Below are 12,386 nucleotides of genomic sequence, written 5' to 3' on the forward strand. Positions count from 1 at the left end.
TGACGAGATTACCACGCAGCCTACGGCTGCTCGCAATGACGATCATCCAACTACTTAATCTTTCTAATTCCTAGCTTACTTATTAAATCTAAATATTTGCTAACATTATTCTTTTTAATATAGTTAAGTAATCTGCGGCGACGCCCGACTAAAATTAATAATCCGCGTCTTGAAGTATGATCTTTATGGTTAGATTTAAAATGCTCGGTTAAATTATTGATTCTTTCAGTTAAAATAGCACATTGCACTGCACTTGAACCGGTATCATTTTCCGTTATAGCATATTCTTTAATTAATTGTTGTTTACGTTCTGTAGTAATCGACATCGATAATTTCTCCTTAAATATATAGACTTCCAGTTTTAAAAGAAGTCTTGTGTTAAATTAAATACTCGTAAAGAATTAAAGCAACTCTTGTTTAAGCTACCTATTGCAAGCAAAGTGTCTTTATAGCGAACCCATAAAAGATCAACAGACATCTTGCCAAACTCTACTTCTAGAGGTAATTTGTAAGTCAATCCGGTACTCGAATCCTCATGTACTAAAGTGTACGCTGTGGTGCTGCGTTCCGTGTTTCCTTCAAATTCCTCTCTATAAGCAAATTTGGCAAGATGTCTAAAGTCTTTTTCATAATTAAATAAACATTTCTGTCCATATTTAATTTGCTGTGCTTGGCTGTCAGTTGCATCAAGAACCAGGATGTCGTCCAGTATTGCTTCTATCTTTATACTTTTTTCCTCTAGGGAATTTTTGGTAATTTCGTCAGGCGATTTAATTCGGATAGCATTTTCTTCTTTAAATATGCCAACCTGAGTACGGCGTAATTCTATCACAAATCCTAAACTTTGCAAGGACAATGCCAAATCTTCTGCTAAAGTCCTGATATAAGTACCTTTTGAGCATTCCGTATAGTATGTAGCGGTAGCATTTTTCTCATCAAAATTTAAACATTTTAGATCATAAATAGTTATATTTCGTGGCTTTAATTCTACTGTTTTTCCCTCTCTAGCCAATTTATAAGCTCTTACACCGTTAACTTTAAGAGCTGAAAAAGCCGGCGGTATTTGTGTTACGTTACCGATAAATTTAGAACATACGGCATAAGCTTCTTCTTGAGAAGGGATACAATCTTTCGTTGCTATTACTTTACCGGCATAATCGCCACTATTGGTTTGCGTTCCGAATTTTACGGTAAAAATATAGGTTTTTCTAGCATCAATTAGCAGATGTATCAGCTTTGTAGCTTCACCTACGGCAAGCGGTAATATTCCTTCCGCTTCTACGTCTAAAGTACCGGCATGTCCTATCTTGGTTTTACCGAGTATTTTTTTTACTATGCTAACAAGTTGAGCAGAACTTATACCTCTTGGTTTATAAATATTTAACCAATAATTACTCATTTTAATTTGATTTTAACTTGACTTAAATTTAGAAAATCTTTAATATATAACTCTAGCCAATAGCAAGATAGGTTAGACCAAATAATGACGATTAACCCCAGTAATATAGAAGATTCTTTCTCTAAAATCAATAGCTGTTTTTCCAACCTTACCGATTATATCTGGCCTATAAAACGCCATGAAGTTTCTAAATTTTTATTCATCACTTTATTAATGTTCTGTATTTTATTTATCCAAAATCTAATCAGAGCTTTAAAAGATAGTATTGTTACTACTATGATCGGTGCCGAGACTATCTCGTTTTTGAAGTTTTGGGGAGTGATGCCGTCAGCTTTTTTAATGACTGCTATATATGTAAAGCTTGTTAATCAGATGAAAGCAGAAAATATATTTTATCTTATTATATCAATATTTTTAACATTCTTTGCTCTTTTTGCTTACGTTATTTTTCCAAATCATGAAATGCTGCATTTAAGCCCTGTAACCGTTCAAAATTTAACGGCAAGTTTACCTAATTTAAAATGGTTTATATTGCTTTTATCAAAATGGGGTTTTTCGTTATTTTATATAATAGCCGAATTATGGCCAAACGTAGTTTTCGCATTACTTTTTTGGCAGTTTGTTAATAATATTACTACAGTGGAAGAATCTCAAAGATTTTATCCGTTATTCGGTTTACTTAGTCAAACAGGTATTTATTTAGCAGGGCAGTTTTTAGAAAATCTAAGTAATATTAATGATTACGTAACTAATAAATTTGCATTGCAATCGTCTTTTCATATACTTTCTATACAAATTATACTAACTATAGTATTAATTTTAGGAATAATAACTATTAAAACTTTTTGGTTGCTTAATCATAAAGTACTAGACAAAGAGCATATGGCGTTACTCAGGTTTAAAGCAAAGAAAAAATCTATGACTATTGCCGAAAGTTTTCAGATGCTTCTATCGTCAAGACATATTAGATTAATTGCAACTTTGCTTATCTGCTATGGCATTGCCATTAATTTAGTAGAAGGTCCTTGGAAAGCAGCAGCTACTAAAATTTATAAAACTCCAACCGAATATGCAGCTTTTATAGGAAGTTATTTGCGCTATACCGGAGTATTTACTATTTTATTTGTCGTACTTGGTTCAAATATAGTTAGAAGACTTGGCTGGTTTACGGCTGCTGTTATCACGCCTTTAATAGTTTTTATTACCGGTATATTATTTTTTGCCGTTAATAATTTTGAAAGATTTGCCGGCTTAATAATAGCAAATTTTATTCTAACCGATCCTGCTTTAATTGCTATAACAATAGGTGCTATTCAAAATGTGCTTAGTAAATCAAGCAAATATACCTTATTTGATTCAACAAAAGAAATGGCCTATGTTCCTTTAGATCCAGAAATAAAAATAAAAGGCAAAGCTGCTGCCGACGTGATAGGTACAAAACTCGGTAAATCTGGCAGTGCATTTTTACAATCATTGATATTTATAATATTACCTTCCGCTAGTTATCAATCTATTTCCATCTGTTTAATGATTATATTTATAATTACTTGCTTAACCTGGCTTTGGGCAACTAAAGCACTCAATGAAGAATATAAAAATTCTATTAAATTTTCTCAATAATAATATTAGTTTTTTCTTGATATTACTAAAATTTCTATATACTATCTTTGACAGTATAACACAAACTGTGAAAAAGGATATGTTATGTCATTCCCGCGTAGGCGGGCATCCAATCACTAAAAAGTCTAAGCACACTAGATTTTTAAATTATTTTAAATTAAAAGCTCGATTTATTTCGCTTTTTTCTGGATTCCCGCCTACGCGGGAATGACATAGAGGGTAAAGATCAACGTAATAACATCGGCTTGACTACGTATCATTGACAGTTTATGCTAATTAATTTTTGGTTAAATGAGAGGTTTTATGAGTAAAGACGGTAACCTAGATACAAGTGAATTTGACCCTTTAGCAAATAAGGAATATACAGAAGAACAAAAGCAAAAATTAGAACAAGAGCAAAAAGAATTGTTATCTCAAACTACAACCCCAGAACTAGAAGCTGACGATGGTTTTATCGTTACTTCTGCATCTTCTGCTCAATCTACCCCTTCAATTAGTGCTTTATCGGGCAATATCTCTCCTGACAGTCAGACATCAGACCCAATAACCAAGGCTGTAAGAGAAACAATTATACAACCGCAAAAAGATAATTTAATAGAACAAATATTAAAAGACCTAGCAGCCCTTACAGACCGTGATTTAGCTGAACAAAAAAGAAAAGAAATAGAAGAAGAAAAAGAAAAAGATAAAACATTAAGTACTTTTTTCGGTAATCCGGCTAATAGAGAATTTATTGATAAGGCTTTAGAAAATCCTGAGCTTAAAAAGAAATTAGAATCAATAGAAATAGCCGGCTATAAAAATGTTCATAATACATTTAGTACCGCTAGTGGATACCCTGGTGGATTTAAACCGGTACAGTGGGAAAATCAAGTAAGTGCAAGCGATCTTAGAGCAACAGTAGTTAAAAATGATGCAGGTGATGAACTCTGTACCTTAAATGAAACAACTGTTAAAACTAAGCCTTTTACTGTAGCTAAACAAGACGGTACTCAGGTGCAGATCAGCTCATATAGGGAAATAGATTTTCCTATAAAACTTGATAAAGCCGATGGGTCAATGCATTTATCGATGGTAGCATTAAAAGCTGATGGTACAAAGCCCTCCAAAGATAAAGCCATATATTTCACTGCCCACTATGAAGAAGGACCAAACGGTAAACCTCAACTTAAAGAAATAAGCTCACCAAAACCTTTAAAATTTGCCGGAACCGGAGATGACGCAATAGCTTATATAGAGCATGGTGGAGAAATTTATACACTTGCGGTAACACGCGGTAAATATAAAGAAATGATGAAAGAGGTAGAACTAAACCAAGGGCAGAGCGTTGATTTATCGCAAGCTGAAGATATTATAATAGGACAAGGACAAAGTAAGGAACAACCGCTAATAACTCCACAGCAAACAGCAAGTTCATCGGTTGAATCACCTCAGTATAAACAACAAGTACCGCCAATTACTCCTACTAACCAACCACTGCAACCTGAAACTTCACAAATGCCACAATCGCAACAAGTGAATCCAAACCTTCTTAATGCAGCTACGGCTTTATCAGGCAGCATGCAAGATTTATTAAATTATGTAAATGCAGGTTTAACAAAAGAAATTGATAGCAATAAACAAATTGATTTAATTAAAGAAGCAGCCACGGCAATTCTTCATAATGCGAAAAGTGATATTGCTGAAAAGCAGACTAATATCATTGCTTTAGCTGAAAATACGGTCAATAATCAAAACCTCACACCGGACGCAAAAGTAGCTGGAGTCAATGCAGTATTAGAAACCATAAAAAATGATCAGAATACCCCAGACTTAGAAAAATCAAAAATGCTTGAAGCTACAGTAGCTATCACTTTAAATTCAGAGAATCTTGAGCCGAAGCAAAAAGAGCAGATGTTAGAAAAAACAGTAGATGTCGGTTTAAGTCTTAAAGATGATGCAAGTAGAGCTGCAGCAATTGACGGTATTACGGATGCTGTAATAAAAAGTAACCTTTCTACTGAAGATAAAGGAACAATGCTTATAGCAGTAGGTGATAAGGTTAATGTCTCTGAATTAAGCAATGCGGAAAAACAAAAATTATTAGGTTCTGTATTAAAGAAAGGTGTAGAAGCCCAAGTTCTCAGTCCGGCACAGCAACAATTGATGCAGCAGAATTTAGATAAGATTACGGCGGAACAAACTAAAAAAGATACAATAAAAAAAGTAAATGATATTTTGTTTGATCCTCTAAGTAGTACTGAATTAAAAACAACAAACATACAAGCCATTACGTCTAATGTTTTAGATGGTCCGGCTACAGCAGAAGTCAAAGGCGAAATAATTCAAGAAATTACTAACACAGTTGCAGGAAGCTCGCTTGAAGCTCAAGATAAAGCAGAGATTGTTAAAGGGGTAGGCGAGACTATAGCTACTCATAGTGATACCTCTTTATCCTTACCTAATAAAGCACTTATTATGGCATCAGCGGAAAAAGGTATTGTAGAAAGTAAGACCAATTTACCTGATAGAGAGCTAATGACTAAAGGATTAGTAGACGGTATTTATGAAGGCAAAGGAGGTCCTGAAATAACTAAGGCAGTTTCTAGTGGGATCGATAATAGTAATATTAATGACTCTGAAAAAGAGGCACTTAAAAAAGCTAAAGATGCAGCGAGTGAGGCAACTTTAGATATAGAAACTCAAAATTTAACTGAAGGGTTAAAAGGACAGAATATAGAAGAACACAAGCCTCGCGATGATATATATAACAAAGCTCAGGAAGTAATTAACGCTGTTAATCCTGTTATAGAAGCATTAGAAAAACCCAAAGCACCGGTAGTGTCGGCAGAAGAAAGAATTGTACAAGAAACTTCTAGTATATTAAATAATATCTCTAAGCTTGCAGTTGAGAAAGTCAATAATTTTCGTGCTATGCTTTCTTCAAATGGTAACTTTAAAACTCTTGAAAAAAAAAAAGAGGAATCAATAAAAAAAGTAGATGAGCTGGTAAAGGCATTTGGTACTAAATCTTCTACTGAAGAACAGCAAAGTTTCATTAAAGCTAATTTAATTGATGATAAAACTTTATCTAAAGAGGTACGTTTACAAACGATAGATAAGTTATTACAAGAACAAACACAAAAACAAGCAGAAGCAATTGAAAACCCTAGTGTTAAAACGGAAGATGTAAGGGTAGTATCAGGAAAATCTGAATTAAAACCTATAAGTAAAGATACGCCGGATATTGAAAAAGCTAAAATGGTAGTAGGAAGAGATAGAGTTAACATCAAAGAGAATATAAAAATTATGGGAGCATTAATGAATGCAAGAGATAGCATTCAGTCGGAAAATGTAAATAAATCAACACCTATTAAAAGAGAGCCTGCCCCTCTACAACGCTGATCAAGATTTGTATTCTGTATATTATCAAGGCAAGCAATGTTATTCCTAGCTAAAAGCAGGAATCTAGTAAAACATATAAAAAATAAGTTTTTTTATAACAGGATGGCAGCTTGCCTTTATGCATTAGTTTTTAGTTTTTCTTTTCCAGCTAAACATTTTACTAAATTATTAACGGCTTGTTGTTCTTCCGTGCTATTAATTTTCATAAAATTTCTTGAAACTTCAATACACATACGTTGATGTTGAGTATGTACGGGCCGTGGTTTATTAGCTTCTTCTAAACCTTCAAAGAAATAATCAATATTCCTATCTAAAGCTTCTGCGATTAGTACTAGCCTTCCTACAGAAATTCTATTAATTGCTTTTTCGTATTTTTGTAATTGTTGATGCGTAACATCAATTACTTCAGCAAGTTGTTGACGAGACAACCCCTTAGCGAGTCTTAAAGAATAAATTTTCTTGCCGATAAAACTATCGATTTTTTGTATAATATCGTTTTTTCTACCCATTATCCTCTCCTTGGTTACTAATTATATCTATATTTAAAAATTTTCTTTGAACAAAAATGATATTATATTATCCTATATTATTATAAAACATGTGGTTATTAATAATTTTATACCATTAAACTTATCCAAGTGTAGGTAGAAATAATACCATAAATTAATATTATAAGCAACTATAAAATAACATTTTTTAAGTTTTTGGTAATCATTTGGTAAATAATTATTAAAGAATCGTGCAAAATTATTTTTAAAATATGAATACCTTATGTTTTAAAAACTTATTTACTGAAGCATAAATTACAATTTATAAAAAAAATAAAATTTTGGCGTATTATAGCAAAATATAAAATTAATGCAAGGAGAAATTTTATTTCTATATTAATATTTCAAATCAAGGATAAAGTATAGTTTCATTTTAATTATAAATTAATTATTTACAGCGAACTTATTTAAGATTAAATATAAAATTATTAATAACAACTTAGCTTTTATAATGAGAAAAATTTTTAATTGTCTTTACGTAGCCTTATTTAGAACAATAGAAGATGATGGCATTGAACATTCGGGATATATGTCATTCATGATACTTTTATCTATTTTCCCTTTCCTAGTATTCTTATTAGCTTTAACAAGCTTTCTAGGAGCTTCAGAACTTGGTCAAAATTTTATACAAATTTTTCTAGAGAGTCTTCCGGAACAAGCAACGGAATCAATAGCAAAAAGAATACGAGAATTACTAAGTGCTCCTCCTCAAAGTTTAATGAATCTTGCCATAGTAGGCAGTATTTGGACTGCTTCTTCTTTTGTAGAATGTTTAAGGACTATTTTAAATCGTGTATATCAAATAAAATCTCCCCCCCCTTATATAAGAAGAAGATTACTTAGTATTATACAGTTTCTTATAATTAGTGCCTTGATTACCTTTACTATGTTTCTTTTAGTGGTGATTCCAATATTATTTACAAAAATTCCGATAATATTAGAAACCATTGAAAAATATAAGATCATTTTAAATTTTATAAGATATTCTTTAATTTTAATTTTATTATTTTTAGGTGCCTCGTCTTTGTATTATATATTACCTAATGTAAAACTAAATTTTATTGATGTATTTCCAGGGGCTTTATTAACTGTGATATTATGGATAATAAGCGGCTATTTGCTTTCAACTTATATAATCTACTATAATCAATTAAATCTAATGTATGGTTCCCTTGGTAGTATAATAGTTACATTAATATTCTTCTATATTATAAATATGATATTTATCTATGGTGCGGAATTTAATTATCTAATGAAAAATTATGAAAATATAGAGTGAAGTGCAGCTTAAAGCACTTCATCAGTATTTAGTGTTACAAAAATAAAATAATTAATTGAAACAATTTCGGCAGTTTTATATTTAATATTTTTATATCGATCTTTATTTTAGTTGTAAAAAACAATGATTGTTTAGTTTTTAGGTTTTTGTGAACAAAATACAAATTATTTAAAAAAATCCGGTTTAAATAACATAAGGCTCTCCTGAGATGATGTCGGTAATGGAGTTAAATTATATTGTGGATCGAAAGCATTCCCGTAAATTTTTTCTATTGTTTGGAGCGAACTTGGAGATTTTAAAGCCAACAATATTGACTTTAAAATAGTAAAAATTGCTATATATGGATCGGTTTCAGGGGAAGATAAGCGATGTTCTAAACGTTTGGGAAAAGCATTTGGAGTTCGTACGGCTACGCTTCTATTATTTCCACCGTACGATATATGCGTAGGAGCCATAAATTTTTTATTTATCCGTAAATAATCTAGAGTAGTAGGCATAAAAGCGAGTAGGGTGTCTAACATATAGTGACATAGCCCTTGTGCTGCTAAAATTATATAATAATCATTGAACTCGGAATTAAAATTAATATGAAAATGCATACTATTACCATAATCATCCAAAAACGGCTTAGGCGAAAAATCTATATAACCGTTTAACTGCTGTGCCATTTTTTTTAAAATAGTTTTAACCTCTAATATATTTTTTATATATTGTATTAAGTTTACAGAAGGGGGAAGATCTATTTCAAATTGGTTATTACCTTTTTCTTTTTTTATTTTAGCAATTTTAAATCTAGCTAAGTATTTTCTTAAAAGAATTTCAAATTTAGCTATATCAATATTGTGACTTAAATAAAACTCTATTTCTACGCCGATAATAGGGATTAGGTTATAGTCTTGATGAAATTGTGCTATTATTTTTTCTAGCTGTTTATTTTTTTGTAAACGACCGGATAAAGTATTAATAAAACTATTATAATTAATATGGGGTATTTTCATGGAAGGATTAATAAACGGATCAGTTTATTATAAAATTTTTGATAAAACATTCAATAATTCTAGTCATAGATATATAAAAAAAAATAACTCTATAAATGAAACAGAAATAGTTGAAAACAAAAAATCTATTACTACTTATTTTAAAGCACAAGATATTTTAATTTTAAACCAAACACATGGCAATCAAATTGTTAATGCTGATGAGTCCATAATTGCCGTACCTGAAGCAGATGGCAGCATTACAACTAAGAAAAATTTAGTATTAGCGGTACAATCGGCAGATTGTGTACCAGTATTACTTGCAAGCGGCGACGGTAAAATAATCGGAGCGGCACATGCAGGTTGGAAAGGAAGTATAAATAACATTATTAGTAATATAGTTACTAAAATAACAGAAAAAGGAGCAAAGAATTTAATAGCAGTGATAGGTCCTGCTATAGCTCAAAGTTCATATGAAGTTGATGATGAATATTATAAAGCTTTCTTAAGTAAGGATATTAACAATAAACAGTTTTTTATAAACTCTATAAAAGAAAATCATTATATGTTTGATTTACCGGCTTTTGTAGAGTTAAAACTTAAAGAAGCAGGCGTCAAAGATATAAAAAATATTGCTGAAGATACTTACACAAATCCGTTAAAATATCCAAGTAAAAGACGCTCATATCATTTGCAAGAACCTTATAATCAGAATATATTATCAGCTATCGTAATGAAATAATGGCATTGCTAAATAAATATTGATGGTTTGAAAAAGCTACACCATTGCACTGAGTCATCATTGTGAGCAGCCATAGGCTGCGTGGCACAATCTAGAAAATAATTACAAAAATTCTGTAAATTAGAATTTTTTACTGGATTGCTTCGTCAATTACTTTGTAATTTCCTCGCAATGACGGGAAAACCGGTCTACGCAACAATGCTTGCTCGCAATAACGATATCTATCTTTATTTAGCAATGCCAAAATAACTCTTCATTTATCGGAGTATATTAATGAATCAAGATAAACCTTACTATCAAATAGTTTATGCACCAAACGATATTTTTAAAAAACAAGCAGAATATATAGACATTGTTGATGATAATATTCGTACTATTGTCGATAAAATGCTTCAGAATTTACATATAGAAAGGGTAGTGGGCTTGGGTGCTATAATATGGGAGGAATATTAAAGCGTATAGCGGTAGTTGACCTATATGAAAATAATAAATCATCGCCTATAGTTTTTATTAATCCGGACATAACTTATTTTTCGGAAGAAAAACAAACTTTTATTAAGGGTTCTTTATCGTTTCCAGGCATTGAAGCATCTATTACACGACCAAAAACAATCAAGGTAAAATATCTTGATTATAACGGTAATAAGCAAGAACTAGCAGCAGAAGGCTTTTTAGCAACTGTAATTCAGCATGAAATAGATTATTTAAACGGCAAAATTTTCTTAGATTATTTATCAAAACTTAAGCGTGATACACTACTTAAAAAGATGCTAAAGCATATAAAACTCCATCCTCCACATATTCACGGTAGCGGTTGTAGGCATTAGACATTTTTTCAAACTTCGCTTCTAGAGGTAGTTTATACATCGAACCTAGACTCACGTACTAGTCGCTGCGGTGACAAGTGCTTCCGTGTCTCCTTTAAATTCCTCTCTATAAGCATTTGGAAAGATGTCTATGAAAGTTTTTGACATTTAAATTTAAAATATGTTATCACTGACTAGTTAATTAACAGTTAATTATATGAAAAACACAATTACAGCCTTTGATGCTAAAACCCATTTTTCTAAATTATTAGACTGAGCTAGTAAAGGTGAAGAAATTTTAATTACTAAAAGAGGAAAAGCTGCTGCAAAAATTGTTCCTATTGATTCTCATAATATAATATTGAAATAGCAAAGATTGCAGCTCTTAGACTTCGAAAACTCGCAAAAGAAATTAATTTACAACCATTGGATTTAGAAGTATGGCTAAATTACAAAAATAAGGGTAAGAAGTAAAAAATGGTCTCTTTTGTTTTAGATTCTTCAATCGCTTTATCACGGCTTATGCCTGATTAAGTAGCAAGCTTGGATATACTAGATAAAACCATAACAGAAGGAGCAATTGTCCCTGCTATTTGGGGGCTTAAGATTGGAAATGTATTATTATGTGCAGAGCGTGCAAAACGTCTTACTGCAAATCAACGTCACCAAGCAATTTATACTTTAAAGGATCTTTACATCAAAATTGATCAAATCACACTGGAACATATATGGTTTGAGACAATGGATTTAGCCGTACAATATGGATTAACACTTTATGATGCCTAGCTATTTAGAGCTAGCATTACGCTGTGGGTTACCAATAGCAACACTTGATAAATCCTTAAAACAAGTAAGTAAAGCCGCTGGGGTCGTGGTATTGTGATCACATCTTCACAAGTCGTAGCCAAGCTGCCCAGTCACGTTTGCCTAAATCTTCTTCAAACGATAATAAGTCTTTTACCGTCTGCTTACACATTTCTACGGAAGGGATTATAAGCTCTTGTTCTTTTGTAGAATTTAGTAGGCATTGCGTTTTACAAGCTTGTTCTAAATGGTAAGTATAAAACATAGCTTCATGAATAGTTTTGCCGCAAGTAATAGCACCGTGATTACGAAGTAACATCACATAATTCTGTTTAAGGTCAGTAACAAGTCTACTACTCTGTTTGTCGGCATCTAGTACTAGAGAATTATAATTATGATATGATATTCTGTCGTAAAAATGTAATGCCCATTGACTGATCGGTAAAAGCCCACATTTTAAAGCAGAAACGGCAATAACTGCAGGAGTATGATAATGAAAAATGGCAGAAATATCAGGGCGTGTTTTATAAATACTACCATGAATAAAGTAACCGGTTTTATTATATTGATATTCTTCCCCTTCTAAAATTTGTCCGTCTAAACTAACTTTTAAAAGATTCTCTGTAGTTACTTCTTCAAATCTTAGTCCAAAAGGATAAATATAGTAAAAATCGGCATTTTTAGGTCTTGCGGATAGATGCGTATAAGTATGATCATCCAGCGATAAATACGCCATTATTCGGTAAGCGGCAGCTAAATTATATTTTATATCCATAATTGTTAAAATCTATATTGGTTTTATGTTATTCTCGCGTGATGTTGTTGCA

10 protein-coding genes and 3 pseudogenes are annotated in these 12,386 nt (G+C 31.7%); 8 read left to right on the top strand and 5 right to left on the bottom strand.

Annotation, left to right across the window (positions count from 1 at the left end; all coding sequences use genetic code 11):
- Positions 1-50 precede the first annotated feature (50 nt).
- Positions 51-326 carry a 30S ribosomal protein S15 gene (gene rpsO, locus MCC_RS03995; RefSeq protein WP_004995678.1) on the bottom strand — a complete coding sequence of 92 codons (276 nt, stop codon included), beginning with the start codon at positions 324-326 and terminating at the stop codon, positions 51-53.
- 35 nt (positions 327-361) lie between these two features.
- Positions 362-1,399: a tRNA pseudouridine(55) synthase TruB gene (truB, locus tag MCC_RS04000; protein WP_014408639.1), complete on the bottom strand. Its 1,038-nt coding sequence runs from the start codon at positions 1,397-1,399 to the stop codon at positions 362-364.
- Positions 1,400-1,483: 84 nt separating this feature from the next.
- On the opposite strand from truB, the gene tlc4 reads away from it, so the two are divergent.
- Together tlc4 and MCC_RS04015 are read left to right on the top strand one after the other, a co-directional pair.
- Complete coding sequence (tlc4, locus tag MCC_RS04005; RefSeq protein WP_014408640.1) at positions 1,484-3,019, top strand: NTP/NDP exchange transporter Tlc4; 1,536 nt, start codon at positions 1,484-1,486, stop codon at positions 3,017-3,019.
- 303 nt (positions 3,020-3,322) lie between these two features.
- Positions 3,323-6,403 (top strand): Sca4 family spreading effector, encoded by a 3,081-nt coding sequence (locus MCC_RS04015; protein WP_014408642.1) that lies wholly within the window; start codon positions 3,323-3,325, stop codon positions 6,401-6,403.
- 116 nt (positions 6,404-6,519) lie between these two features.
- Here the strand turns inward: MCC_RS04015 and MCC_RS04020 are convergent, their stop codons facing one another.
- Positions 6,520-6,912 carry a helix-turn-helix domain-containing protein gene (locus tag MCC_RS04020; RefSeq protein ID WP_014365799.1) on the bottom strand — a complete coding sequence of 131 codons (393 nt, stop codon included), beginning with the start codon at positions 6,910-6,912 and terminating at the stop codon, positions 6,520-6,522.
- Between the two features lie 490 nt (positions 6,913-7,402).
- Here MCC_RS04020 and MCC_RS04025 point away from each other — a divergent pair, with 490 nt between their 5' ends.
- Positions 7,403-8,230: a YihY/virulence factor BrkB family protein gene (locus MCC_RS04025; RefSeq protein ID WP_014408643.1), complete on the top strand. Its 828-nt coding sequence runs from the start codon at positions 7,403-7,405 to the stop codon at positions 8,228-8,230.
- A gap of 164 nt (positions 8,231-8,394) precedes the next feature.
- Here MCC_RS04025 and MCC_RS04030 read toward each other — a convergent pair whose 3' ends face one another.
- Entirely contained in the window at positions 8,395-9,228 is an 834-nt protein-coding gene (locus MCC_RS04030; protein ID WP_014408644.1) for a type I glutamate--ammonia ligase, read from the bottom strand.
- Between MCC_RS04030 and pgeF the strand changes: the two genes are divergently transcribed.
- The 5 genes and pseudogenes from pgeF (at position 9,227) to MCC_RS11440 (ending at position 11,541) form a co-directional block, all read left to right on the top strand.
- Positions 9,227-9,949 carry a peptidoglycan editing factor PgeF gene (gene pgeF, locus MCC_RS04035; RefSeq protein ID WP_014408645.1) on the top strand — a complete coding sequence of 241 codons (723 nt, stop codon included), beginning with the start codon at positions 9,227-9,229 and terminating at the stop codon, positions 9,947-9,949. The genes MCC_RS04030 and pgeF overlap by 2 nt on opposite strands.
- Before the next feature lie 102 nt (positions 9,950-10,051).
- Positions 10,052-10,134 (top strand): annotated as a pseudogene (locus MCC_RS11435) (lytic transglycosylase domain-containing protein); the annotation flags it as partial.
- Positions 10,135-10,222: 88 nt separating this feature from the next.
- Positions 10,223-10,776: pseudogene (def, locus tag MCC_RS04040) on the top strand (peptide deformylase).
- Between the two features lie 196 nt (positions 10,777-10,972).
- Positions 10,973-11,229 (top strand): annotated as a pseudogene (locus tag MCC_RS11160) (type II toxin-antitoxin system Phd/YefM family antitoxin).
- A 69-nt stretch (positions 11,230-11,298) separates the two neighbouring features.
- Positions 11,299-11,541: a type II toxin-antitoxin system VapC family toxin gene (locus tag MCC_RS11440; protein WP_231288648.1), complete on the top strand. Its 243-nt coding sequence runs from the start codon at positions 11,299-11,301 to the stop codon at positions 11,539-11,541.
- Between the two features lie 97 nt (positions 11,542-11,638).
- On the opposite strand, the gene MCC_RS04050 is transcribed toward MCC_RS11440, so the two are convergent.
- A complete protein-coding gene (locus tag MCC_RS04050) occupies positions 11,639-12,334 on the bottom strand; it encodes a class II aldolase/adducin family protein (RefSeq protein WP_014408646.1) in 696 nt (231 codons plus the stop codon).
- Positions 12,335-12,386: the final 52 nt, after the last annotated feature.

Source organism: Rickettsia rhipicephali str. 3-7-female6-CWPP (assembly GCF_000284075.1).
In the GTDB taxonomy this organism is placed as follows: domain Bacteria; phylum Pseudomonadota; class Alphaproteobacteria; order Rickettsiales; family Rickettsiaceae; genus Rickettsia; species Rickettsia rickettsii.